Below are 25385 nucleotides of genomic sequence, written 5' to 3' on the forward strand. Positions count from 1 at the left end.
CTTCCTTACGTTACTCATCATAGCAAAAAACATTCCAATTGGCTAACCGTGAAAAGACAATCGGCGAACCCTCTGATCGAGGGCTCGCCGATTACTTTACCCGTTATGATGAGATAACAAAGGGATTAATTGTTACCCTTGAATTTGTCCAGCTTGTCGCCGAAACGTTCAGCCAGTGTGAAGCTGAGGCCTTCGTTGCTGAGCGATACGTTAGGATTGTTCAGCACTTCTTTAGGCGCTCTGTCTCTGCTGTTGCTGCGTTCTGGTCTGGCCGAAGGAGCCGGAGCTTCTTCCGTTTCCTTGATGCTCAGGCTGACGCGCTTCTCGGATGGGTTGAAGTCAAGTACTTTCACTTGTACTTCCTGTCCTTCCTTGAGTACTTCGTGCGGAGTACCAATGTGCTTGTGGGAGATCTGGGAGATATGCACAAGGCCTTCAACGCCTGGCAGCAGTTCAACGAATGCGCCGAAGTTTACAAGGCGCTTAACTTCGCCTGTAACCACATCGCCGATGTTGATCTGACCTGCTGCGGAATCCCAAGGACCCGGAGCAGCTGCTTTGATGCTGAGGCTGATTTTACCCTTTTCAGGATCAACCTTAAGTACTTTAACGCGAACCTTGTCGCCTTCGGATACTACATCGGATGGCTTCTCCACGTGGTTCCAAGCGATCTCGGATACGTGAACCAGTCCGTCTACGCCGCCAACATCAACGAATGCGCCGAATTGAGTCAGGCGTTGAACAGTACCTTCGATGATTTGACCTTCGGACAGCTCAGCCATAATCTTCAGCTTGTTAGCTTCGAATTCTTCCTCCAGAACTTCTTTGGCAGAGAGAATTACCTTGCTGTTCTCACGGTCAAGCTCTTTCACTTTGACACGCAGTGTGCGGCCCTTGTAGTCGCTGAAATCTTCAACGAAGTGACGCTCAACCATGGAAGCCGGGATGAAGCCGCGTGCGCCAACGTCAGCCACAAGGCCGCCTTTGACAACATCAGCTACAGTAACTTCGAAGGATTCCTGGGAAGCGAAATACTTCTCCAGATCTTCCCATGATTTTTCGCTGTCGATGGCACGCTTGGAAAGCACCAGGCTTTCCTTGTTGTCGTTGATGCTGACAACCTTGCATTCCACTTCTTGGCCAACTTCTACCGCTGCTGCGGCATTGTCGAGCTGTACGGAAGACAATTCGCGAATAGGAATAACGCCGTCGTATTTATATCCAATGCTTACATAAGCTTGGTTATCTTCGATTTTGACGATTGTTCCTTTCACGGTATCGCCTTTTTTCAGAGAAATGATTTCCAGACCTTCCTGGCTTGTCACTTCTTCTTCATTGCTGGCAACAACTTCTGCAGATTCGGTTACAGCGGATTCCACAGCTTCTGCCCCTTCTACGGTCTCGTTATTCTCAACGTTATCCGCAGCTTCTTGATTCTTAATTTCTTCAGACATGTGATTACCCTCCTCGATTCAAAACCCCATTTATTTAAACCCGCGTAGAGCAGAGTTCAAAACAATCATTACATCGTTAAACCATTTCTCTTTGTTGATTAGTATGTTCCAAAAAATAGCGGTTATGCTGTAATTTATAAGCTATTCACGGAAGCAGGAGATTTGACTCCCGGACTTACCGCGAACTGGGCTTGCCGGTACTGATCATTTCATGGATGCGTCCCATAATAACATCGGTTACAGCTTCCAGAGAATCACTTCCCGCACCTTCAAATGCGCTGAGATCTATGGGTGCCCCATAGACAACAGTCATCCGGCGGAACGGCTTGTAGGACCCGATAATAGCTGCCGGTACAACGGCTGCGCCGCTGCGGAGCGCGAAGCTTGCCGCACCCTTCTTGGCTGAACCGGAATCGGAGTTCCGCGTCCCTTCCGGGAAGATGCCCATCACATGTCCGCTGCGGAGCGTATTGAGGGACGTCTTAATGGATTCTTTGCTTACGCCGCCACGTTTGACAGGAAATGCGCCCAATTGCTTAATGAGCCAGCCCAGCACCGGAACATTGAATAATTCCGCCTTGGCCATATACCTAACCTGTCGCTTCAGCTTAATGCCGATCGTCATGGGATCAAGCAGGCTGATGTGATTCGCGCAGAGCAGGACTCCACCCTCCTTCGGCACATTCTCTCTTCCCACAATCTTGAGCGGGAACAGTATGGCATAAATCATACGAAGCAAGGCCACGCAAAATGCATAAATCATAGATGATTTCTCTCCCCGTTAACATAGGTTCTGCAGTGGGAGACGATGGCTTCCACGGCCTGAAGGATATCCATATGCGTCGTATCGAGAAGAATAGCATCCTCGGCACGCCGCAGCGGTGAAATCTCCCGGCCTTCATCAAGCCGGTCCCGCGCTGCAATATCATATTCAAGCTGCTGGAGAGTCACTGTTTCCGTATCCTTCAGTTCCTTGTAACGACGGAGAGCACGCTCCTCCACACTTGCCGTCATGAAAATCTTCACTTCGGCATCCGGCAGTACGGTTGTACCGATATCCCGGCCATCCATTACGACTCCCTTGCGGAGCGCCATCTGACGCTGCAAGTGGCTGAGTCTGGATCTAACACCCTCAATCTTCGAATACTGCGACACCTGGCCGCTGACCTGAAGACTGCGGATATGCGGGGTCATGTCTTCCCCATTAATCAGCACTTTCTGCACATCTTTCTCCGGCAGAAGCTCAATCGCCATATTCTGGACCTTCTGGTCCACCAGCTCATGCTCCTCTGCAGCTATGCCTTCACGAAGCATATACCAGGTGATTGCCCGGTACATGGCACCCGTGTCCACATAAATGTAAGACAGCTCCCGTGCGACCAATCGGGCTACAGTGCTCTTGCCTGCCCCGGCAGGTCCGTCGATGGCGACGTTAATTCGGTCGTTAGTATGTGTACCCTGCCTGTCCAACGGGGCATTCCTCCTCAAACACTCTTCCGCAGAAATATGCCTATCGACATATCTCTCTAGGAACTTGCTGATATTCTCAAGAAAAAAGCAGGCATTGCCTGCGACTTATAAAATTATACCACAGTTTGAACCCCAGTGCAAAATGACATTGAGGTTTTTTAGGGAGAAAAAAGCCAATTTAGGGCCCGTTTGAAGATTCCTGGCAGGGAATCAGCGGTTGCGGAAATCGAATTGGCGTTCAAAGCAGTACCGGATAATTTTTTGCCGTTCCGCATCGGAAATGGCCGAGAATTTAACCATGACCAGATTCCGCCCGGTCTCCAGCACTTTGATCCGTACAATCTCGCCTTCGAAATTAACATGCTCCGTGCTTCCGTTGCGGTAGGATACGAGCAGCCAGCAGGCCAGCTTGTCGGCCACCCCCAATGTAATCTTGGCATCGCTTAAGAATGACGTCCCGCCGCCGCCGATATCCTCGGTGCGCACCAGAAAACGGCTGCCCAAGGCATCCTTAACAGCCAGCTCCAGCTCTGCATTGACGCGGAAGAAGCTGCGGCGCTGAATTTTGAAGATGGATTCTGCATCAGGCTTGCGCAGCCGAACCATCCGGATGACATCTTCTTTGAATCCGAGCACATGAGTATTGAAGTAATTTTTGATGCCGCCCTCTGTGAGAAAATAGACCGACAGCTCGTCACCGACGAACAGCTTCTTAAGCCGGCCGTTGCTCTCCTGCATGGGTATTTCTATCAGTATGCTCTCGTCCTCCATATCAGCAATCCTTGCCCGATACTGGATCTCAGACTCTGCCGCATCGCTGGATGCTACCTGGAGGTATAGATATTCATTGATTTTGGGATACAAACATGTCACCGCCGCTTGAGTTAGTAATAAATGCTAAACCGATTATAGCACGCCCCTTCATAGCCGGTCAGAAATATTATTAGGCATTAGCATAACTACATTTCATTGCTAAGTAGAAACGGCTATGCCGTCCTTTTATAGGACGGTACCGTTTCAACGAGAAATAGAAGGATAAGTTATCGTGTGAAACATATAAATTCTTATATTTCAAAAAAAAGACGCCCTCCGTTTCCGGAAATGCGTCTTCTCTATATTATAGCAGGGCTTATCCTATCCGTCCCAAATTAGGAAGTCCGGCTATTTATCCTGTGCTCCCGAGGAGGTGCGGATCTGTTCCACCGCTTCCTCATTGCCGTCTGCGGCATTCAGATAAATTCTGAACTGTGAGCCGTTGATTTTGCCGCCGAATTCGTATGTCAGCAGCTCCACTGCATCTTCATTCTCAATCCAGGCCAGCCGGTTATACAGCTCCTTGAACTCCGGGTTAAGCATCGCTCTGACTTCATCCAGGGACAGCTTCGGTTTCGGCAGCACGCGCTTCTCCTTATGCTCATTCACATAGTCGCTTGCCTGAAACCCTACAGCTTCCCCCGTATCCAGCCCGACACGAACCGTCATTTTCTCAGGATAGATGAGCACGCCGTCCTGGCTGCTGACGAAGGTCAGATTGCCCAGATTATCATACCGGTCCGCACTCACTGCAGTCATGCCGGGATATCCCTTCTTCTCCAGGAACTTGCCCGCCTTCTCCACAGCCTGCTTCATGGATACTTTGGCCGGTCCAACCTCGCGGTTATCATTGTAAGAGATCAGCAGTCCGCCTTCCGCCGTGAAGTCCATCGAGACCGGCTCTTTATGCTCTGCGGAAGTCACAGTGGCTGTATAAGAGGCCCACTCGGTTCCCTTCCCGTTCTCCTGAATCTTCACCTGTGCCTTCCCGCCCAGCCCGGCGAACTGCATCGCCTTGCCTTTGATCTGGTCAGCGGTAACCGGCTTGCCGCCCAGCTTTTTCACCGACCGCTTATCATAGATGCTTGCAACCGAAGGGCCGTAGTCCAGCTCCGGGTATGCCGCTACGCGTTTATCCACGGTTTTGAACCCGTCGATGATTGTGTTGTCTTCGGCCTTCTGTTCTGTAGCCAGTGCAGTCTCTACATCCATCCAGCGCAGCTTTTTGCCGATGACCTTGTCCTGAACCTTTTGCAGGTCCCTGGAGATTTCAGACGAATTCTGGTAGAGCGTCTTCAGATTCGCCATCTCCCCCTCTGTTAGCGGCTTCTTGGTGAAGTCACGCACCGCAGCCTTGTAGGAGAAATTGGCGATCTTGGAGAGGAACTCCTCCGTCTCACTGAACGGCAGCAGCATCAGCGGCAGCTGATTAATCTCGTTCTGCGCCTCGCTGGTAATCCGCCATACATTAACCAGCCCCTTGCGGTGCATTCCGTTAGAGGTGGTGTTCACGGCAAGCGTATTGCCCAGCTCACCATGAAGCCGCTCCACATGGAAGGACAGATCATGGAACGCGCGCTGATACTGATTCTCCGCCTTGATCAGAATCGAATTCTTCTCCTGATTCTCCTGATACCCCCAGACGAGCGCTCCAAGCAGCAAGAGTGCGGTAAGCGGGAACATTATGGCACTTAATCTTTTGTACATAGGTCCGCATAGCTCCTTTCAGTAGCTTATTGCCGTTAGTTTGACAATAACTGAGAAGTCTTATGCACTATTTCAAGAATCCGGTCTTCAGGCCCGTTCCTCAATCTCAAAGCCGCTTACACAGCTGCACAGACATTGCTTGAAGCCGGTCTGGACAACCCCCTGCTCCTTGTTCCCTCTTAATATGTAGGTTTCGCCGCACTGCTTGCAGACAATCCGAACTTTTACTCGCAAAAAAAGACACCTCTCTCTCCTTTCTGGAATTCCTTGCCTTAAGGAACTGCCCTGTAGGATTAAGTGTGTCCATCTCGATTATAGGTTAACCTCTTCCTCACGCTTCAAAAAGCGAAACGGGGACCGGCTGTTGGCCCGCGCTACCTTCCCCATGCCTCTATACCATAATACTGCCATCAGGGGCACGATAAACCAGATCCAATAGTTAGCTGTCGTGGCGATCAGAAAATCATAGATTCCATGCCACAGCCAGGGCAGGAGCAATGAAATCAGTAGAATCTTCCGGGTCTTGATCCCGCCGGAGAACTTGGCTCTGCCCATATGGTAGCCCATAATTACGCCGAACATGGCATGTCCGGAGACTGGAAGCAGTGCCCTTAGAATCATGGTGCCGAATGAAGCATTGCTGTACCACGCATACATTACATTCTCTATTGTTGCGAAGCCGAGCGAAATCGCTACGGCGTATAGTATTCCATCATAGGGCTCGTCAAATTCGGTATGATTGTAAATCATATGGTACAGCACAAACCACTTCAGGGCCTCTTCCACCCCGGCTGAGATCAGAAAGGAATCCACATAAGGACCACCGCCCAGCCCCAGCACAAGCCCCCTCTGGATAATCATCACCGGCAGCACGATCAACAGGCCAAGCAGGAACACCTTAAGCACCATATGGAGCGGTTCCTGATCATACTTGTCTTTCAGATAGAAAAAAGTCAGCAGCGCAAGTCCCGGTGCAACTGCTGACGAAATGACCGATAACAATAGCACCGAATAGCCTCCCTTGCGCTTAAACCTAATCCCTGCTGAAGATGTTATAAAAGGAACCGTACCTTACCATACTCTCTTATTCCTGGCGTTTAAAATGATTGCACAGCGTCTGAATCGCATTCTCCGCCATAACTGTCTTGCCGTATTCAGCCAGAACAGCCTGAGTTACCGGAGAGGAATCTCCGAATTCAGCGAGCACACCTACCAACCCTGACAGTGCAGCCTCTTCAAACTCCTTTGGATCGAAGTAGAGGTACCATTTATCATTATAAGAATACAGTTGTCCTTGAGAAGTAATATTGCCGATGAGCACATGAGCCGCTTCCACCAGAACCTCGAAATCGCGGAACGCATATACAATGGAGTCGCTTTGTTCAAGAGTAACTTCCATTTCATAAATCTCTTCAGGCAATTCATCTTCCCCGGCCCCACCGTACTGATGGTGATCATATTTCCCCCGGGTCACAATAACGACCATGCCTTGCGCGGGCAATGCGAACACTTCCACGGCAAGCGGACCCGTAGCATCAAAACCAAGCTCGCTGTATGCCTGATCCATCATTTCCGTAAAGAGGTCGTGTACCTTGGGAACCTCCTGCCACATATCTTCCTTCTGGATGCCCCGCTCGCTCAGGTCGTCAAAAGTGAGGAAAATCCGTATCTTATCTTGACTTAATCGCTCTATTCTCATGACAGGATCCTCCTTTTGCAAGCTCATTTAATATTAATGTATGATGAGTCCCGAGTAATGAGCCAAAAATGGTTACTATATACGTATGTTATCATTTTGAAGCTACAAATGCACGTAAATAAATATAGATTCAGCCCAATTTGCTGCCCATTATATGTAAAGCCATATTAAAAAAGAATCACTTCAGCGATGCCGGCATCGCCAAAATGATTCTGCAGCGGTTAGATCCGGTTACAAACCCGGTATGGCGGTATGAGTATCTTTGAGAATCTGCTCGACTTCATGTTTCACATCAGGGTTGCTGCGGATGAAATCCTTCAGCATGTTCAAATTTGATTCTTTGGACTTTAACGGGGAGTCCTCTTTATGATCGCCACCACCGGATACATGAGAGCCTGAGTGTTCATGGCTGCTGCCCGCTGCCGTGCTGCCGAAGCCGGTCATGGCCATCCCCATAATTTTGTCCTTGGCCTTGTCACCCGCATTGTAGGAAGAACCATTCGAATGCATTAAGGCAGACATCATGGCACTGCGTTTTTTGGACATAATCATACTGGCGGCTGCACCAATCAGCACCCCGCACAGAAATGACGAAGTATTCATATCTCCAACCTCCTTGTATGGTAAAATCATGCTTAGTGTTCGCGGAAAGGTAGCCGCTCATACAGCCAAACAACAAGAAAGCGAGATGAAAAAAGTGGGTAAAGCAACAATAACGCTACTCCTGGCGGCTTGTCTGCTGTCAGCTTGCACTAGCGGCGGAAATACAGGCAGTCAGGCAGCGGAGAAGACGCCGCAGTCTGCGGCAGCAACAGCCGCGGCGGAGACAGCCGCATCTCCTACACCTGAGGTAACAGCATCAGCTGCACCTGAGGCAACTGCATCACCGGAGGCCACGCCTGCGGCAGCCAGCGATGCGCAGGTGCCGCTGCTGTACCATATGAACAAGAATTATGACATTGTCCCTAATGATCCGGCGACGAACAAGAAGGTAGTCCTGCTGACCTTCGACGATGGGCCAAAGGAAGCGGAATTAATCAATCCGCTAATGGATACGCTGGACAAGCACAAGGCCAAAGCGATCTTCTTCGTCAACGGTTACCGGGTGAAGGAGCATCCCGAGCTGCTGGAGCTGATCCACAAACGGGGCGGCGTGCTCGGCAATCATAGCTGGGATCATATTGTACTGAAGGACAAGCCGGAAGCCGAAGTGAAGAAGCAGATTGAAGATGTTCAGAAGATCGTCAAGGATATCACAGGTGAGACCCCTCACTTTTTCCGTCCGCCGCACGGTGCCGGAGGTGACGTAGGCAAAAAAATCGCTGCTGCAAACGGCATGCTCTATATGACCTGGTCCAATGGCTCCCTCGATTGGGAGATGAAGGCCAAGGATACGGATAAGACCAGCAAGCTGATCAGCAATGTCACTGGTCAGCTGCATTCCGGTAGCAATATCCTGATGCATGAGCTGCCTTGGACGGTAGAGGCACTTGACACTCTGCTCACTACGCTTGAGGGCAAGGGCTACAGCTTTGTAGATCCGCGCAGCATTGAGCTGAAGATGCGCTGAACTCTGAATACATCAAAAAGCGGTTGTCCCACAAATGTAGGCAACCGTTTTTTTGTCGTGTTAAGTATCTATCTCATTACTCCCTAAAAACCTGAATGCTGCCCTCCGCAGCGCAGGGTCAGTACATGCATCTCAGCCGGACTGCGCCAGCGCAGCGGCAGATGCGCAGTACCGAACCCCCGGCTGATCAGCATCTTCAGCGGCGGGAGACCCGCTTTATAGCTCCGGGGAATCTCATACATCCCCGCATTATATTGGCGGTAGAACTCATCGGTATGCCGGTTCCCGATCAAGGGCAGCACAACCTGGCCGCCATGGGTATGCCCGGCCAGAATCAAGTCAGCCGGAACTTCCTGCTGCCGGGACAGCCAGAGCGGATCATGCACGAGGATGATCCGGAAGGCTTCCGTATCCGCTTCATCCACGGCGGGCAGAGGTCCGTAGGCCTTTTTGCCGCCTTTCCTCGGGAAATCCACCCCGGTCAGAATAAACTGCTCACCGTCCCGTTCAATGACGCAGTTCTCATCCACCAGCAGACTGGCTCCGCTTCCCCGGATGATATTATCCACCAGCGTGATGTTCGCCCGGTAATCATGATTACCGTGAACGGCATACACAGGCGCAATGGAGGTTACCAGTGTCATATTCTCCAGCAGACGTTCTATAGAAGCGCCCTTCTCCGTCATATCACCGCCTAGGAAGACAGCGTCCACCTTCCCCCGCAGCGGGGTCAGCATCGCCTCCGGCAGACGGCGGCGGTGAATATCCGTAATGAGCAGTATCCGGTAGTGGTCGAACACGGCAGGAAGCCGCTCCAGTACAATATCTTGATTATTCAACCGTTTCTTGAAGGCAGCAACAACCATCAGAAGGCCTATGACCCCTGCTCCCCCAAGACACACAACAAGCAGACTCAGGAGCACCGTAGTCAACTCCATAGGCTATCCAGATCCGGTGCCCCGTTTATTCCCCACCACAGCAGGAAGCCCAGCAGCATCAGAAATAAGACAATCAGCGAATTGATGAACATTTTGCTGAACCGGATTCGTTCTGACGGATAACTCTCTGCACGCGACGGAGTCTGCGCCCCTTCCTCCTGTGCCGCATCACGTTCCGGCCTTCCGGCGGCCCTGCGCCCCGATAAGCGTTCCTTTCTGGACAGGGTCCCTGCTACCGGCACCGGACTTCCCGCACTCTCTTCTGCTGCCCCGGAAGACGGCTGATGCTTGCCCGCTCTGACCGGAGACTGTTGTTCTCTCTTCTGCTGTTTCTGGCGGGACCTTACCCGGCTTAATTGTTCTGTCATGATACCCTCCTGTAACGAATAACCATACCGGAGAACAAATCTATAAGGAAATGGCACAATATAGGTGCCCACAGACTGCCCGAATGGATGTAGATAAGCCCAAGACCATAGCTGCTGAGGAAGACCCAGCCCGTAGGAATCCAGTGCCGCAGATAACGGACATGAATAACGGCAAATAGTATACTCGTCCAATACGGCCCAAGAGAATGCTGGATCGCTCCGCGGAACAACAGCTCCTCACACACCGCAACCACCGCTGAAATAACCACAATATGCCACAGCGGCCGTTTGCCGAACAGTAGCTCGTTGATCCCCCCGTCATCCATGCTGTCTTCAGGAACAATATGGGTCAGCAGGAAGTCAACAGCAAGCATAATGACTGCTAGGCCAAGGCCCCAGTACACGAAATGTACACTATCCGGAAAATTTAATATGTGAATAGGATTTCTTTTCTGCAATAATATCCATATCAAACCGATAAATAAGGTAAGGCCCTGAGTAATATACAGATTAATGAGTAACAGCTTGTCTGTTAACTGCTGTGGATCGGCCTTTTTAATTTTGATGTCACCCAATTTGAATTTTTTCATTATAACCTGCCTGTTCTATAAATGTTTTTACATAAGTTAATTCACCTATACGAAGGAGCACCTAATCATGAACAGCCGTACCTCCCGCACTCAAATGATGTACACACTAGGTTTTTTGTTTTTTCTAATATCCGCATTCGCTTCATTTTTCACGGGAGTCAAGGTTGGAGCTGACAAGACAGAGGCCAAGTATTCACAGCTGAAGGACCACCCAAGCGCCCAGGAATTCTCCGGCTCCTACCAGCAGCAGGATCTTGTCACCTTTTATCATAACGTATTTTTGCCCTACCGGGAATTCAAGCGCAATTGGAACGAACAGCTGGACGGTCTTGCCCGCAGCACGGATGCTCGCCAGAACGCGGCAACGCTGAAGAATCTGAGTATTCTGGCGGACAAGCAGTATGATAAGGTTACCCAGGATTCGCTCTTCACTAATTCACCGATGCTCTATGAATCTCAGCTCAATATTCTTAAGAGTCTCACACTCTTCTCCCAAGCCTCCGGCAAGGTGACTGCGGGTGCTTCCGGCGCCGAAGCCGCCAAAGTGCTGAGAAGTGACAACTTCACAACCAGTGCCGTAAGATTCGGGCTGCTGGCCCAGAAGAACTTCTATGATTCCATGCTGAAATGGGGGTCGAAGACCCATTCGTCCATTCCGCAGCAGTCCGGTGAGCTGAAGACAATCTCTTTCATTCAGTGGAAAAAAATGCCGCTCTTACTCAAGAATGCTTCCATAGCCGATATGATGCTGAACCGCGGCATCTATGCCGGCTATGATCCGCAGGATATCACCGCCAAGATTGACGATATGATCTATTCTGGGACCGCCAGCTCGCTGAAGCTGAATAATATTCAGTCCTCCGTGACCCTGCTCATCTCCACCGGTGCGGTGCAGGAGCAGGACTTCATCAAGTGGCGCGAACAATATTACGGCAAGGAGATCATGCCGCAGCTCCCTTTCTTCTATGAGTAGGACCAGTTATTGCATCATAACGAAAAATACGGTCCACTTCAAGGCGGACCCGTGCAGAAGAATCCTATTGACACACTTGGCATCACCATGTTACATTATGAAAAATTAATCAAGCAAAACCGATGATGGAACAAAGATTACTTGCAGCCTTCAGAGAGCCGGTGGGTGGTGGAAACCGGTGGCAGACATTAATCTTTAGCGCTCCTGAGATATTGTATTGAACACAAGAGTAGATACAATCGGATCACTCCGTTACCAGTGTGGCCTTTGCAGGCCAATGAGGCTGCTTCTTAACCGTTGCAGTGAATTAGGGTGGTACCACGACAACTCTCGTCCCTTACTACGGCAGTAGTATGGGGTTGGGAGTTTTTTTATTGCCATATCCCTATGAATCTGGTGCCTCTGCACACTGTCTCTTTTGTGCGACAGCGCGTTACCCCGGTGTCAAGCTGCTCGTTATGCTCTTGTAAGTTCTGGTACTGCGGATTGCCTTACCCGGTGATCCTTGGCATATATAATAGCTTTCCCATTTGAAGGAGGACAAGAGACCATGTTTAAAGTATTAGTATCGGACCCGATCAGCGATTTGGGCATTCAGCAATTGATGGACGCAAGCGATGTGACTGTAGACAAGAAAACAGGACTAAGTGAAGATGAGCTAGTTGCAATCATTGGCGAATATGACGGCTTACTCGTTCGCAGCCAGACTACCGTGACAGACAAAATTATCGCAGCCGGTACTAATCTCAAGGTTATCGGCCGGGCCGGAGTCGGCGTGGACAACATCAAGCTGGAGTCAGCCACGCAGCGCGGTGTAGTAGTTATCAACGCTCCGGACGGCAACACCATTACGACCTGTGAACATGCTTTTGCCATGATGATGGCCTTGGCCCGTCATATTCCTCAAGCCTATGCGAAGACGATTTCTGGCGTATGGGACAGAAAGACCTTCCTCGGCGTAGAGCTGCGCGGCAAGACACTGGGCGTACTCGGCATGGGCCGGATCGGCAGCGAGGTGGCCAAGCGCGCCAAAGCCTTTGGCATGAGCATCCTGGCCTATGACCCGTTCCTGACGGCTGACCGTGCAGAGAAAATGGAAGTGAAGCTGGCTTCGGTAGACGACATTGTGCGCGGTGCAGACTTCATCACGGTTCACACACCACTCACCCCGGAGACCCGCCACATGATCTCCCGTCCGCAATTCGAAGTCATGAAAAAAGGCATGCGTATCATCAACTGTGCACGCGGCGGTGTCATCGATGAAATGGCGCTCGTAGAAGCAATTGACAGCGGCATTGTGGCCGGCGCTGCGTTCGACGTCTTCGAGAAGGAGCCGCCTGAGGCAGACCACCCGTTCCTTACACATCCGAAGATTATCGTGACTCCGCATCTGGGTGCTTCGACGATTGAAGCCCAGGAGAACGTGGCCATCGATGTATCGGAGCAGGTCCTCCATATCCTGCGTAACGAACCGTTCATCAACGCGGTGAACATTCCGCCGGTTGCGCCTAGCGTTATGAACAAGCTGCAGCCTTACTTCACCCTCGGCGAGAAGCTGGGCAGCTTCGCAACTCAGATTACGGACGGCGCGATCCGCGAGATCCATGTGGAGTATGCCGGTGATCTCTCGGATGTGGATACCCAGCCGCTTACCCGCTATGTGGTCAAAGGCGTGCTCACCCGCCACTTCGCGGGAGATGTGAACATCGTCAACTCAATGCATCTGGCGAAGACCCGTGATGTGAACGTAGTGGTGACCAAGGCTTCCAAAACCAAAGGCTTCACCAACCTCATCACAGTAACACTCAAGGCTGAGCATGACGAAGAGCGTCTGGTTGCCGGTACCCTGCTGCAGGGCTACGGCGAACGTATCGTTAAAGTCAACAAGTTCCCAGTCGATATTGCTCCGGAAGGCCATCAGCTTGTAATCTCGCATAACGATAAGCCGGGTATCATCGGACTCGTCGGCACCCTGCTCGGCGAGAATGGCGTCAATATCGCATCCATGCAGGTTGGCCGTACCATCATCGGTGGAGCCGCCATAATGCTCCTGACCGTTGATAAGGCTGTGCCGAAGGAGGTCCTGGTGAAGCTGGCCGGACTGCCGGAGATCAACACCGCTGAGGAGATCACTCTGAACTAATTCTTATTTCTCCACAATAAAACACTCTTCGGGAGTGCAGGCCCCAGGCTGCGCACTTCCAAAGAGTGTTTTTGCATTTAACAAGTGGAAACGGCATTGCCGTCCTTTGAAAGGACGGTACCGTTTCAGCGAGAAATAGAAGGATAATATATCGTGTGCAACCTATAAATTCTTATATTTCTATGAAATCCGGTAGGCCGGCACCTGCCTGCCGTCGGTGTCCGTAAAGCCGTATTTCCGTGCCAGGTCCCCTACCTTCTGGGGAGTACCAGTCATGGATATCACTTCTGGATCAGCAGCAAGCGCTGCAACTGCGCGTCCGACATAGGCTGTTGACTCGGTCGTCCTTAGCCCCTCCTCCTCCTGCCAGTGCTCCTCATCTGTGCCGAAGCTGTCCAGGACCAGCTCGGTCCGCATCCAGCCGGGAGAGACGGGGATCACCGCGATGCCATCCACAGCCAGTTCAAGGGATAATCCGTAGGCCATGCGCACCAGCGCATTTTTGGACAAATCATAATAGAAGTTTCCGGTGTATTTATACTCATCCCAGAAGGTCGTATGGACGATTAATTTACCCGCCCCAGCTCCTTCGCTGCGCATCAGTGGTATGGCATAATAATTAGTCTTGAGCTGCGCCCGGACCCCGGCAGTGAACATATGATCCCAATGCTCCACCGGCTGCTCCCAGAACGGTTCATTCCCGATAAAGAGACTATTGCCTCCCCAGACGTTATTGACCAGAATATCCAGTCTGCCCTGCTCTGCGCTAATCTGCCGGATTACAGCTTCTGTCTCACTGTCACTGGTATGATCACAGCGGATTACAGCTCCTTCCCCGCCTGACCGGCGAATCTCAGCCAGCACACCTTCAAGCGTCCTTGCATGTTGCTCCTGCGGTGTACCAGCATTCCTGCCCGTAATGTATACATAGGCGCCTGCCTTCGCCAGCTCCAGCGCAATGCCTCTGCCCGCTCCCCTGCTCCCTCCTGTTACCAATGCCACTTTCCCTTGCAGATTTGTCATTTGATCCGCTCCCTTACATCTATCATGCCCGGATTAGAAGATCATTTGCGCTAATCCGTACTCTTGTCTAATATATACCTTATACATGACAACCACTGACATATATAATTTAATAATAAAGTTAGGGAGGCATCCGAATGAGAGCAGACCGTCTGATCACTATCGTTCAACTTTTACAGAGCCGCGGCAAAATCAGCTCCAAGGAGCTGGCGCAAACGCTGGAGGTATCCGAACGTACAATCTTCCGGGATATGGAGGCACTCAGCTTCTCCGGAATTCCCTCAGCGGAATGAACACCAAGGAGATTGCCGCGCTGCTGGTGCCCGCTGATCCGGCGATTCTGCACGCTCTGGGCATTCAGGAGGAGTTCTCCTCGGCCGCCCGTAAGCTGCAGGCTGCCGCTACCAGGCAGCCCGTCTCTGCTTTCAGCTTCCTCAGCCAGCGGATTCACATCGATGGAGCCGGATGGCATCCCTCCGGGGAGACCTATCCCTGCCTAGCCGCTTTACAGGGAGCCTTATGGGAGAACCGCAAGGTGAGCATCACCTATCTGCGCGGGGAGGATACTACCGAGCGGCTGGTTGCACCGCTGGGGCTGGTAGTCAAGCGCGGCGTCTGGTACTTGGTCGCGGGGCATGACGGCGAGATGCGGACCTACAGGGTCTCCAGAATTACTGAGGCCAAAGTCACAGCTGAGTCTTTTGAGCAGCCGGAGGATTTCGTCCTGTCTGAGTACTGGGAGACCTCCACCGCAGCGTTCAAGTCTGCCTTGCCCCGGTACCCCGCCAGCCTGCTTGTCAGGAATCACACGATGAAGGAGCTCCAGAGGGAACGATACGTCGCCCTGTTGCACCAGGAGCCTTCTGAGGCCCCTGGCTGGATCAGGGCCGAGGCCGAATTCAACACGCCGGAGTCTGCACGCCGGATCATCCTCTCCCTGGGTCAGGGCATCAAGGTGACCGCACCGCCTGAGCTTGTAGATACTGTTGCTTCAGCTCTGCGTGAAGCGGCAGCATTATACGATTTTTAATAATAGACCAAATGCACTAGTATCCCCTATAATATTACAATACACATTATTATTTATAGGGGGACTCTACATTATGGACTGGATGAACAAGCTGCCGTTGAAACAAAAAATCGTCACCGGATGTTACCTGGTTGCCGCTTTATTCGCTGTCCCTGTTTTAATCACACTAATCCTTATGGACAGGCTGCTCATCGGCATTATTCTTGTCGCCGTTCTGGCAGCGCTGACTTACCCGCTTGCGCGCTTCATTGAGAGAACGCTTACATCTTCATTTGAGGATATCTCCAATGTGACGCACACCATTGCCAAAGGAGACTTCACCAGCCGTGCCGACGAGAGCGGCTCTATGGGTGACATTAGCCGGTCCTTCAACACCATGATTGACAAGCTCAAAAAAATCCTCACCGATGCCTCACAGATTACCCGGCAGGTTATGGACGCCAGCCGCGGGATTGAAGACAAGAATCAGAATCTGAAATTTGTCATGGCGCAGGTGGCCTCCTCCTCCAATGAACTGGCTCTCGGCGCTAACGAAATCTCAGTGGATATTGCTGATATGACCGAATCGATCAAGGATATCGAAATCAAAGTCTCCAATTATACGAATTCCACCAAGGAAATGAATAGACGATCTGTACATACGCTGGAATTGGTTGAACAGGGACGGCAATCGGTGGATACCCAGGCCGAAGGCATGCGCAAGAACATCCAGGCGACCCAGAAGGTGGCGGATACCATTGAAGCCCTGTCACAGAACGCGCGCGGCATTACGATGATTACCAAGACGATTACCGAAATTGCCGAACAGACCAATCTGCTGTCGCTCAATGCCTCTATTGAAGCAGCGCGTGCAGGCGAGCATGGCCGTGGCTTCGCTGTCGTTGCCCAGGAGGTCCGCAAGCTGGCTGAGGAATCCACCGCTTCAACCAAAGAGGTATTCGGGCTGGTACGCAGCATTGAATCAGATATCAAGCAGGCCATTGATAATATCGCCATCAACGAAGAGGTAGTCCAGGTACAGAATAAGATGATTACAGAGACGGCCAATATTTTTGCTCAGATCGTACATAGTGTCCAATACATAACCGAGCAGATCGCCTCCTTCTCCGCAGAGAGTGACCTTATGCTGGAGAGCGCGCTTAAGATCTCCGGGGCGATCGAGAATATCTCAGCCATCACCCAGGAGACCGCCGCAGGGACCGAAGAGGTATCCGCAGCGATGAACGAACAGATTCACGCTCTGCAATCCGTAGCTGAGGAGACAGAGAAGATGACTTCCGCTGTCTTTAACCTGCAAAAAACAATTCATATTTTCAAATTCTAACCTTAGCCAAAAGAGACACATCTGCGGGATTTCCTGCAGATGGTGTCTCTTTTTCTGTGCAAAACTAAGATTGTTATGTAATATTCACAAATTGTTGAAATTGTGCATAAGGGTAAAAAATCCGCTTTGCACTTCTTTACTATAGTCGTTCTATAGGCATAGCTTGTCTATAAGGCATCACCGCACACATACACTACTTAAGTCCTATAAGTGGATTTTACATTGCTGTATATCTAGTGAATTCTTAACATTTTACAGTAGATCAGGAATGTAATGAGGCTTTATGCTTACTCCTCATAATAATAGCCCTAAATATCCATTTGCATTTTAAGACTTTAGCCTTCCAAAGGGAACCATTTTCAAAAGTTTGAAAATCCAAATATTCATCCATTTTCACTCCTGAATATTCGTCAAATTCCGAGTTTCTTCTCATCGGGGTTATTGACAAAAGAGGAGTGAGGAATATATTGTAAAGGAAAATTCTTCACAGATTCATTTATAATCGCATACCGGCAAAATTCACCGAAAGGGAATGACGCAAAGCCATGGATCTACAGTCTCATTTATGAAGTGGGATCATGACAGCCAGGTTGCTGAAAAACTGTAAACGCCTTAGGTTATGCGTTTGATTATGGTGATTCGTGCAACAGACCTGTGCTCCTATGTTGAGTACAGGTTTTCTATTGCTGACTAATACAAATAACAACTTGCGGGGTGGATGTTCTGAAGACAGTTGCAGATTATATGGCGGAAGCATTACGCAATTTGGGAGTCACACATTCTTTTGGAATCATAGGCAAATCTATTTGCCCCATCGCTTTGAAACTGGTTGACTATGGTATTGAGTTCATCCCCGGCCGGCACGAGTCTAGCTCCGGCTTCGCTGCCGGCGGTTATGCTCTGAAGACCGGCAGCCTCGGAGTAGCCTTCGGCACTTCCGGTCCGGGCGGAACGAATCTGCTCACCGCAGCAGCGCATGCCAAGGCCAATAATCTTCCCGTCCTCTTCATCACCGGCCACCAGTCCATCAAGGAGCTGGGCATTCCCCAATGTCAGGATTCCACTTCCTATCTGGCTGATTTGGCGGATATGTTCCGGCCGGCCACCCTCTTCAGCAAGCTCGTTGAACGCGGGGATCATTTCAGCACCATTTTCAATCATGCCCTATCCATCGCCCTCGGTGACCAAAAAGGTCCGGTTCATCTCTGCATTCCGTTTGATGTGCAGACAGAGCGGCTTGCGGAATGCCGGATTGTTCTGCCGGAACGTGAAGGGCTGGTCAGCTATCAGAACTATGAACGGGTCAGCTCGGCGATCAATGAATCCGCTAGACCCCTGATCATTGCCGGTAAGGGCGTCAACCGCTCAGGAGCACATCAGGAACTGGTCCAGCTGGCCGAGACCTTTAACATACCTGTGGTCACCTCTCCAGGCGGCAAAGGCGCTATAGCTTACGATCATCCGCTCTACCATGGTCCAATAGGCGTCGGCGGCTCCTCGCATGGAGATGAACTGATGAACAACAGCGACCTCTTCATCGTTCTGGGGTCCCGCCTCAGCGATATGACCATCTGCAACCTGAAGCCGGAGAATCATCCGCGGCAGCTGATCCAGTTCGATGTAGACCCGACCTTTGTCGGTAAAATACTCACCTCATCTACTATTGCTGTCGGCGGAGACTTAAGGGACAACCTGGCTCTGTATCTCCAGAAGCTGGACTTCTCAGCGGTTACCAAGCATGAAATCACAGTCTCGAATGATTACAATGATGAGCTTCCCGTACTGGCGGGGCTCTCTCTGGCTTCGGTAATGAGCACGATGAGCGAATTGATTCCTTACAACAGCAGCGTGTTTGTAGATGACGGCAGCCATGGATTCAATGCTGTGAAATGGTTCAATGTGCGCAGGCCCGGCAGCTTCATATTCGATGCCTACTTTGCCTGCATGGGCAATTCAATTGGCATGGCGATCGGCGCCAAGACGGCCTCTCCCGGTGAGACGGTCTTCTGCATTACCGGGGACGGCTGTTTTATGATGCTCGGAACTGAAATAAACACAGCTGTTTGCAAGGACATTCCGGTGATTTTCATCGTGGTGAATAATATGCAGCTGGATATGGCGCTTAAGGGGATGGAGAAGACCACCGGCCGGATTGACGGTACGATCTTCGAGGTTCCAATGAATGCCGTGAAATTCGCTGAATCTCTGGGTGCAGCCGGCTTCCGCTGTGAGACGCAGGAGGAGTTCGCCGCTGCCATCCGCGAAGCTGTAGCGCTTAACAAGCCAGCTGTCATTGAATTGCTGACTGACCGCGATGAAATGCCACCTACGGCTCACCGCACGCTGGATCTTACGTAAGCAAGCCTTATTGCACACCGTTTCTAACCTACTATCAGGAGGCCATAGCGTGAACAAGAACACGAACAGCGGACTCGATCATTTCACTAATCTCTCTGGAGATTATGGGGCCAAGGCCCTAGCTCCGATCAAAGAGCATTTTCCGGAACTAGCCGAATATATCATGGGCAATGCTTATGGCGATATTTTTCAACGGACCACGATTGGCTCTGACTGGAAAGAGATCGCGGTGATCTCGTCTCTGATTACGATGGGGCAGTATGAGCAGTTAGGTGTTCATTATGTAATGGCGCTCCGTGTTGGCATGACTGTTGAGCAGATCAAGGGCGTGCTGCTTCATCTGGTCCCTTGCGTCGGTGCTCCCCGGGTAATTTCGGCCTTTAATGTGCTGCTGGATACCCTGGAGGAAATCAAAGAAAAATCTTCATAAATCTACAAATTTCGACTTTTCGATTGCGCATTTCAGCATGCTCCGGTTATAATGAAGGCAAAATATCCCAAATTCGAATGCAATTTGTCGAATATAGTCACAAATATCATGTTTTGGGGGTATTTCAAATTACACTTAGGGAGAGATCAACATGGGACAATTTATTTTGAAGACAGACACTGCGAAGAAAGTAATCAATATCGAGCTGGAGGGAACCTTCTCTAACGAGGACGGACTCAAATCCATACAGGCTTACCAGCAGACCATCAACCCCATTAGCCCTGCTGAATATGCCCTGGATATCGACTGCCGCAAGCTGAATGTAACAGCTCCTGATGTCGTGCCGCTGCTTGAAAACTGCTTCATCATGTTCAAGGCTGATGGCTTCCAGAAAGTGAGTCTTACTCTGGAAAATAACCCGATCCTCAAAATGCAGCTGGCACGCCTGGGCCGCAAAGCCGGACTTGAGAATCTGGAGATTACTTCAACCGTACAAGCTTAATGAACCGGAGCAGATTCGTGAGAAGTGAGAAGTACAACTAAGACAACTTTTAGGAGGTCTGCACTATGGCGGGGATTCGCATTAAGGACATTGATATCTACCATCCAGACAAAAGAATCGGCAATGAATTTTTCATTCAGCATTTTGATGACAAAGGTATTGATATCCGCGGACTGCTGGCTACTCTGGGCCGTGAAAACCGCTACAGCATCGACAGCCCGGATGAGAACTCCCTGACAATGGCTTATGAAGCCGCAAGTAATGTTCTGGAGAAGACCGGTCTTACCGGTCCTGACATTGACCTGATTGCTTATGCAAGCCAGACCCCTGAATATATATTTCCTACGAACTCACTGATGATTCACCGCCTGATTAACGGGGCTTCGCATACCATCTGTATTGACAGCAATGCCAACTGTGCCGGAATGACGGCTTCGGTTGAGCAGGTCAGCCGCCAGATGATGGCGAACCCGAGAATCCGCCGCGCCCTGGTGATCGGCTCCGATTATGTGGCGCCGCATGCGGACAAGAATGATCCGGTGTATTACGCGAACTTCGGTGATGCCGCTGCCGCTGTCATTCTGGAGCGCGACGAGCATTCGGTCGGCTTCATTGACTCTATCTACCAGACAGACACCTGTGTGTACGGCAACTCACTGTTCCCTGCAGAAGGTCTGGCTAAGCTCGGGCGCACCGGTGTTGCCGCAGGAGAGTTCAATGTGAAATTCATACCGTTCGATGATTCCATCTGTGTGGACGCCGCTTCCGAATCGATCAACACCCTGCTGAGCAACAACGGTATTGATCCTCAGTCAATCAAGGCCGCCTGCTTCTCACAGCTGTCCCTTCCGAACATCCAGGCCGTCTCCGGCAAGATCGGCATTGCCCCTGAGGCCGCAGTCTACATAGGCGATGAGTTCGGCTATACCTCGACCAGCAGCCCGTTCATCGCCCTTCACAAAGCCGTCACTACCGGGCAGCTTGAACGCGGCGACAAAGTCCTGTTCTGGACCGTTGGCGCCGGATGGCAGAATGTCGCATTTGTAATGGAGTACTAATCATAACGTTCATTCTGTTCTATAGTAAACAAACGGCCCGCAGCAGAGTTTCTGACTGCGGGCCGTTTCTGTTCTTCTACCTATATCCTGCTCTAAAGTCTGCCTTCGTGCTTGCCCTCATGCTTCTCCCAGCCCATCGTGCGCGACACAGCATCCTGCCAGACGCCATATCTGCGTTCCCGCTCCTCTGGCTCCATCTGCGGCGAGAAGACCTTCTCGGCGGTGTTGAAGCTCTCCAGCTGCTCACGGGTCCATACCCCAGAGGTGAGCCCGGCGAGCAGCGCGGCACCAAGTGCCGTAGTCTCCGCATAGGTTGTTCGTGTCACTTCGCTACCCAGAATATCGGCTTGGAACTGCATCAGCAGATTGTTACGCACCGCACCGCCGTCCACTCTGAGGCCGATAAGCGGCATGCCGGCATCCTTCTGCATCGCGTCGATGACATCACGGGACTGGAAGGCCAGGGATTCCAGCGTCGCCCGTACCAGATGTGCGGAGGTGGTGCCCCGCGTCAAGCCGAATATAGCGCCCCGCGCATACATATCCCAGTAAGGCGCACCCAGTCCGGTAAATGCTGGCACAACCACAACTCCTTCACTCTCATCCACTTCACTGGCCTTCTCTTCCGAGTCAGCGGGCGCGACAATCAGCCCCAGTCCCTCCTGCAGCCACTGCACAGCCGCTCCAGCCACAAACACACTGCCCTCCAGCGCATAATAGAGCTCATCGCCCATACCCCAGGCTACCGTGGTCAACAGACCGTGACTGGATGCCACAGCTTCAGTACCTGTATTCATGAGAATGAAGCAGCCCGTGCCATAGGTATTCTTGGCACTACCTGCTTCCAGGCAGGTATGCCCAAAGAGTGCTGCCTGCTGGTCCCCCAGCACCGACCGGATGGGAATCATGAGACCGAACCACTGCTGGTCACAGACACCGAAGTCTCCGCCCGACATCCTTACCTCTGGCAGAATGGACGGCGGAATACACAGCGTGTCCATCAGTTCTTCGTCCCATTGGCGCTCATGCAGGTTATACATCATCGTTCTTGAAGCATTGGTAACGTCTGTAGCGTGTATAGCGCCCCCGGTAAGCTTCCAGATCAGCCAGGTGTCTATCGTCCCCGCCAGGAGCTCTCCCTTGGCTGCCCGGTCTCTTGCTCCCGGCACATGATCCAGAATCCACGCCAGCTTGGTCGCAGAGAAATACGCGTCGATGACAAGCCCCGTCTTGTCCGCAATGACTCCGGCCATCCCGCATGCCTTCAGCTCCTCACATTGGTCTGCTGTCCGCCGGTCCTGCCAGACAATTGCCGGATAGATCGGCTTACCTGTAATTTTATCCCATATCAGTGCAGTCTCACGCTGGTTGGTAATACCGATAGCCGTTATGTGATCAGCTGGAACGGAGCTCGCTGCAATGGCATCTCTGGCTGCTGCAAGCTGGCTCTCCCAAATCTGCTCCGGGTCATGCTCAACCCAGCCTGGGCGGGGAAAGGATTGCTTGATCTCATATTGCCCCTGCGAGATCACTTCCGCTTCTGCATCAAAGAGAATTGCCCGTGAGCTGGTAGTACCTTGGTCCAAGGATAAGATCATAATGCCCAGCCTCCTGCAAGCCTTAGCTTGAAATATATGTTTCACGATGAACAATATTAATGTGGTGATTTCAACAAAAAGCACCTCTGCTCTCAGAGGCGCTGTCATGCATGCTCTTAGTTTACTGTTTTTCGACAGGAAGCCGCAGGGTAAATGTGGTGCCTTCTCCTAGCTTGCTGGAGGCATAAATGCTGCCGTGATGCGATTCGACGATATTCTTCACGATCGCCAGCCCTAGTCCCGTACCGCCCGATTCTCCACGCAGGCGGGCTTTATCCGCTTTGTAGAAGCGTTCGAAGATAAACGGCAGATCCTCGGGATTGATTCCGGCCCCCTGGTCTCTGATCGCGATCTCCACCAGACTTCTGCCTTCCAGCACTACCGTGCCTGCCAGAATGGAGATTCTCCGGTCAGCCGGAGTGTGGCGGAAGGCATTATCCAGCAGATTGGTCAGTACCTGCTCCAGCTTATCTTCATCGGCAGCCCCCAGCAGCAGCTCTTGCTCGGGCCGCTTCAGTTCAAGCATAATATCTCGTTCCTTGGCTCTGACGGAGAATTTGCGGTATACCCGCTCCAGCAATTCTCCCACATCGACCTGAGCCTTAAGCATATCCGTATGCCCAGCTTCCATGCGTGCCAGGTCCAGCAGATCCTTCACCAGACGGCCCATACGCAAGGATTCATCATGAATAACCTGAACCAGCTCGCTGCTCTCCTCCGGTGAGGAGGCCATTCCGTCCAGCAAAGCCTCACTGTAGCCCTGCATCATCGAGAGCGGGGTGCGGATCTCATGAGATACATTGGCTACGAAATCTCGCCGCATCTTCTCCAGACGCACCTCCTCCGTCACATCACGCAGAACGGCAACGGCTCCGCGCAGATGATCTTCGGAATATAGCGGTGCCATGTGCACCGACCATACCCCCTGCCGGACATGAACATTGGAGCGCTGATCGCCCCCGTCCTCAAGGGTGCTGAAGAATAGTGGACGCAGCGGCGGCGGCACTTCATTGGAAGAAGAGGCCTTCGGAACAAGTCCGTTATCCTCTTCTTCCTCCCAGGTAAGATCACTCCAGGTTTCGAGGAGGGTCTGCCCATGCGGATTGGTGAGGATGATCCGGCCTTCGATATCGAAGGTGATCACCGCATCGCTCATGCTGCGCAGGACGCTGGATAAATGCCCTTTTTCATTATTCAGACTGCGTATATTCTCTTCCAGCTCTTCCGCCATGTGGTTAAACGATGTGGCAAGCTGGCCGATCTCATCGCTCGTGACCAGGGTCAGTCTTGTTCCATATTCGCCGCGGCGGATATCATTCGCTGCTTCAATAACCTGCTGCATCGGCTGAGTGATCTTCGTGAACAGGAATAGGGCAAAGAATGTGGTCAGAGAGAATCCGATCATGCACGTATACATGAACAAGCGCTTGATTGCCCCGGAATTGGTGAAATTACTGTCGATGTAAGGCAGCAGGAACAGCCCGAGTGTAATGAGCACGACAGCAACCAGAAAGATGATCGTGATCCACAGCTTACCGACAAGACTTCTCCAGAAGTTCACTTATTTAGGCACCTCAAGCTTATAGCCTACTCCCCATACCGTTGTAATCATCGCTGCCGATTCCGGGGATACCTTATTCAGTTTTTCACGCAGACGCTTGACATGGGTATCCACGGTGCGCAGATCCCCGAAGAACTCGTAATTCCATACATCCTTCAGCAGCTCCTCACGCGAGAATACCTTGTCCGGTGAGATCGCCAGATAATGCAGCAACTCGTATTCCTTGGGTGTCAGACTTACCTCTTGGCCGCCTGCGCTTACACGGTGTGCATCATGCTCAATAATCAGGAACGGGAACACGATATTGTTGCTCGAATTGCTCTCTTTAGACAGAAATGCTGTCGCAGAGGAACGGCGCATAATCGCCTTGACCCGGTAGATTACTTCGCGCGGACTGAATGGCTTGACGACATAATCGTCTGCCCCCATCTCAAAGCCCTGCACCCGGTTGATCTCCTCACCCTTAGCGGTAAGCATTAAGACCGGTGTGGACTTCACTCCTCTGAGTCTGGTCAGCACTTCAATGCCGTCGATTCCCGGCAACATCACATCCAGCAGGATCAGGCCGTAGTCATTAGCGGTTGCTTTGCGCAGGGCAATTTCCCCGTCCTCTGCCTCATCAATCTCATAGCCTTCTTTTTCAAGATACATTTTGAGCAGGCGGCGGATGCGTTCTTCGTCATCCACCACCAGAATTCTATTCAAGTGATCAGCCATTTACACAACAACCCCTTCATCAATTACAGTAGAACGTCACCTTGGATCATACGCGCCCG

26 protein-coding genes, 1 riboswitch and 1 other annotated feature are annotated in these 25385 nt (G+C 51.4%); of the genes, 10 read left to right on the plus strand and 16 right to left on the minus strand.

What is annotated here, in order from left to right; all coding sequences use genetic code 11:
* Window positions 1-125 precede the first annotated feature (125 nt).
* From rpsA to NYE24_RS08485, 9 genes are all read right to left on the minus strand, one after another.
* Window positions 126-1454 carry a 30S ribosomal protein S1 gene (rpsA, locus tag NYE24_RS08445; protein WP_143804273.1) on the minus strand — a complete coding sequence of 443 codons (1329 nt, stop codon included), beginning with the start codon at window positions 1452-1454 and terminating at the stop codon, window positions 126-128.
* A 175-nt stretch (window positions 1455-1629) separates the two neighbouring features.
* Window positions 1630-2217 carry a lysophospholipid acyltransferase family protein gene (locus tag NYE24_RS08450; protein WP_036698151.1) on the minus strand — a complete coding sequence of 196 codons (588 nt, stop codon included), beginning with the start codon at window positions 2215-2217 and terminating at the stop codon, window positions 1630-1632.
* Window positions 2214-2924, minus strand: a complete 711-nt coding sequence (gene cmk, locus NYE24_RS08455; RefSeq protein WP_036698153.1) for a (d)CMP kinase — start codon at window positions 2922-2924, stop codon at window positions 2214-2216. The genes NYE24_RS08450 and cmk overlap by 4 nt, the downstream gene beginning before the upstream one ends.
* A 210-nt stretch (window positions 2925-3134) precedes the next feature.
* A complete protein-coding gene (locus NYE24_RS08460) occupies window positions 3135-3788 on the minus strand; it encodes a flagellar brake domain-containing protein (protein ID WP_179090428.1) in 654 nt (217 codons plus the stop codon).
* Between the two features lie 297 nt (window positions 3789-4085).
* Window positions 4086-5444 (minus strand): germination protein YpeB, encoded by a 1359-nt coding sequence (gene ypeB / locus NYE24_RS08465; protein ID WP_036698156.1) that lies wholly within the window; start codon window positions 5442-5444, stop codon window positions 4086-4088.
* Window positions 5445-5531: 87 nt separating this feature from the next.
* A complete protein-coding gene (locus tag NYE24_RS08470) occupies window positions 5532-5678 on the minus strand; it encodes a hypothetical protein (protein WP_179090427.1) in 147 nt (48 codons plus the stop codon).
* A 78-nt stretch (window positions 5679-5756) separates the two neighbouring features.
* Window positions 5757-6452 carry a glutamic-type intramembrane protease PrsW gene (gene prsW, locus NYE24_RS08475; RefSeq protein WP_036698158.1) on the minus strand — a complete coding sequence of 232 codons (696 nt, stop codon included), beginning with the start codon at window positions 6450-6452 and terminating at the stop codon, window positions 5757-5759.
* 76 nt (window positions 6453-6528) lie between these two features.
* A complete protein-coding gene (locus NYE24_RS08480; protein ID WP_036698160.1) occupies window positions 6529-7143 on the minus strand; it encodes a genetic competence negative regulator in 615 nt (204 codons plus the stop codon).
* A 231-nt stretch (window positions 7144-7374) separates the two neighbouring features.
* Window positions 7375-7746, minus strand: coding sequence for a hypothetical protein (locus NYE24_RS08485; RefSeq protein WP_036698162.1), 372 nt, complete (start codon window positions 7744-7746; stop codon window positions 7375-7377).
* Between the two features lie 85 nt (window positions 7747-7831).
* On the opposite strand from NYE24_RS08485, the gene NYE24_RS08490 reads away from it, so the two are divergent.
* On the plus strand, window positions 7832-8713 hold the full coding sequence (locus tag NYE24_RS08490) for a polysaccharide deacetylase family protein (protein ID WP_235218504.1): 882 nt from the start codon (window positions 7832-7834) through the stop codon (window positions 8711-8713).
* 83 nt (window positions 8714-8796) lie between these two features.
* Here the strand turns inward: NYE24_RS08490 and NYE24_RS08495 are convergent, their stop codons facing one another.
* Genes NYE24_RS08495 through NYE24_RS08505 form a run of 3 tightly spaced genes read right to left on the minus strand, consistent with a single transcriptional unit; the run spans window position 8797 to window position 10609 of the window.
* Window positions 8797-9651 carry a metallophosphoesterase gene (locus NYE24_RS08495; protein WP_342478469.1) on the minus strand — a complete coding sequence of 285 codons (855 nt, stop codon included), beginning with the start codon at window positions 9649-9651 and terminating at the stop codon, window positions 8797-8799.
* Window positions 9642-10019: a hypothetical protein gene (locus NYE24_RS08500; protein ID WP_342478470.1), complete on the minus strand. Its 378-nt coding sequence runs from the start codon at window positions 10017-10019 to the stop codon at window positions 9642-9644. The genes NYE24_RS08495 and NYE24_RS08500 overlap by 10 nt, the downstream gene beginning before the upstream one ends.
* Complete coding sequence (locus NYE24_RS08505; protein ID WP_036698166.1) at window positions 10016-10609, minus strand: type II CAAX endopeptidase family protein; 594 nt, start codon at window positions 10607-10609, stop codon at window positions 10016-10018. Before NYE24_RS08505 ends, NYE24_RS08500 begins: the two co-directional genes overlap by 4 nt.
* Window positions 10610-10676: 67 nt before the next feature.
* On the opposite strand from NYE24_RS08505, the gene NYE24_RS08510 reads away from it, so the two are divergent.
* A complete protein-coding gene (locus tag NYE24_RS08510) occupies window positions 10677-11582 on the plus strand; it encodes a hypothetical protein (protein ID WP_036698168.1) in 906 nt (301 codons plus the stop codon).
* A 113-nt stretch (window positions 11583-11695) separates the two neighbouring features.
* Window positions 11696-11923, plus strand: a binding site (T-box leader).
* A gap of 209 nt (window positions 11924-12132) precedes the next feature.
* A complete protein-coding gene (serA, locus tag NYE24_RS08515) occupies window positions 12133-13725 on the plus strand; it encodes a phosphoglycerate dehydrogenase (RefSeq protein ID WP_036698170.1) in 1593 nt (530 codons plus the stop codon).
* Window positions 13726-13905: 180 nt separating this feature from the next.
* On the opposite strand, the gene NYE24_RS08520 is transcribed toward serA, so the two are convergent.
* The gene (locus tag NYE24_RS08520) at window positions 13906-14748 is read right to left on the minus strand and encodes an SDR family NAD(P)-dependent oxidoreductase (RefSeq protein WP_342478471.1); all 843 of its coding nucleotides are present in this window, start codon (window positions 14746-14748) and stop codon (window positions 13906-13908) included.
* A gap of 137 nt (window positions 14749-14885) precedes the next feature.
* Between NYE24_RS08520 and NYE24_RS08525 the strand changes: the two genes are divergently transcribed.
* From NYE24_RS08525 to NYE24_RS08555, 7 genes are all read left to right on the plus strand, one after another.
* On the plus strand, window positions 14886-15041 hold the full coding sequence (locus NYE24_RS08525) for an HTH domain-containing protein (RefSeq protein ID WP_342478472.1): 156 nt from the start codon (window positions 14886-14888) through the stop codon (window positions 15039-15041).
* Window positions 15038-15778 carry a WYL domain-containing protein gene (locus NYE24_RS08530; protein WP_342478473.1) on the plus strand — a complete coding sequence of 247 codons (741 nt, stop codon included), beginning with the start codon at window positions 15038-15040 and terminating at the stop codon, window positions 15776-15778. The genes NYE24_RS08525 and NYE24_RS08530 overlap by 4 nt, the downstream gene beginning before the upstream one ends.
* Before the next feature lie 73 nt (window positions 15779-15851).
* Window positions 15852-17102: a methyl-accepting chemotaxis protein gene (locus NYE24_RS08535; RefSeq protein ID WP_036698177.1), complete on the plus strand. Its 1251-nt coding sequence runs from the start codon at window positions 15852-15854 to the stop codon at window positions 17100-17102.
* Between the two features lie 501 nt (window positions 17103-17603).
* Window positions 17604-17700, plus strand: a riboswitch (cyclic di-GMP riboswitch).
* Window positions 17701-17816: 116 nt separating this feature from the next.
* Window positions 17817-19460: a thiamine pyrophosphate-binding protein gene (locus NYE24_RS08540; protein WP_051493859.1), complete on the plus strand. Its 1644-nt coding sequence runs from the start codon at window positions 17817-17819 to the stop codon at window positions 19458-19460.
* 49 nt (window positions 19461-19509) lie between these two features.
* On the plus strand, window positions 19510-19890 hold the full coding sequence (locus NYE24_RS08545; protein WP_036698179.1) for a carboxymuconolactone decarboxylase family protein: 381 nt from the start codon (window positions 19510-19512) through the stop codon (window positions 19888-19890).
* Window positions 19891-20041: 151 nt separating this feature from the next.
* Window positions 20042-20392 carry a hypothetical protein gene (locus NYE24_RS08550; RefSeq protein WP_036698182.1) on the plus strand — a complete coding sequence of 117 codons (351 nt, stop codon included), beginning with the start codon at window positions 20042-20044 and terminating at the stop codon, window positions 20390-20392.
* Window positions 20393-20457: 65 nt separating this feature from the next.
* On the plus strand, window positions 20458-21450 hold the full coding sequence (locus NYE24_RS08555) for a 3-oxoacyl-[acyl-carrier-protein] synthase III C-terminal domain-containing protein (RefSeq protein ID WP_036698183.1): 993 nt from the start codon (window positions 20458-20460) through the stop codon (window positions 21448-21450).
* 92 nt (window positions 21451-21542) lie between these two features.
* On the opposite strand, the gene glpK is transcribed toward NYE24_RS08555, so the two are convergent.
* From glpK to NYE24_RS08570, 3 genes are all read right to left on the minus strand, one after another.
* Complete coding sequence (glpK, locus tag NYE24_RS08560) at window positions 21543-23048, minus strand: glycerol kinase GlpK (RefSeq protein WP_342478474.1); 1506 nt, start codon at window positions 23046-23048, stop codon at window positions 21543-21545.
* Between the two features lie 121 nt (window positions 23049-23169).
* Window positions 23170-24609 carry an ATP-binding protein gene (locus tag NYE24_RS08565; RefSeq protein ID WP_036698189.1) on the minus strand — a complete coding sequence of 480 codons (1440 nt, stop codon included), beginning with the start codon at window positions 24607-24609 and terminating at the stop codon, window positions 23170-23172.
* Window positions 24610-25326, minus strand: coding sequence for a response regulator transcription factor (locus tag NYE24_RS08570; RefSeq protein ID WP_036698191.1), 717 nt, complete (start codon window positions 25324-25326; stop codon window positions 24610-24612).
* Window positions 25327-25385: the final 59 nt, after the last annotated feature.

The sequence above is a fragment of the Paenibacillus sp. FSL H7-0350 genome, assembly GCF_038593195.1.
Lineage (GTDB): Bacteria > Bacillota > Bacilli > Paenibacillales > Paenibacillaceae > Paenibacillus_AQ.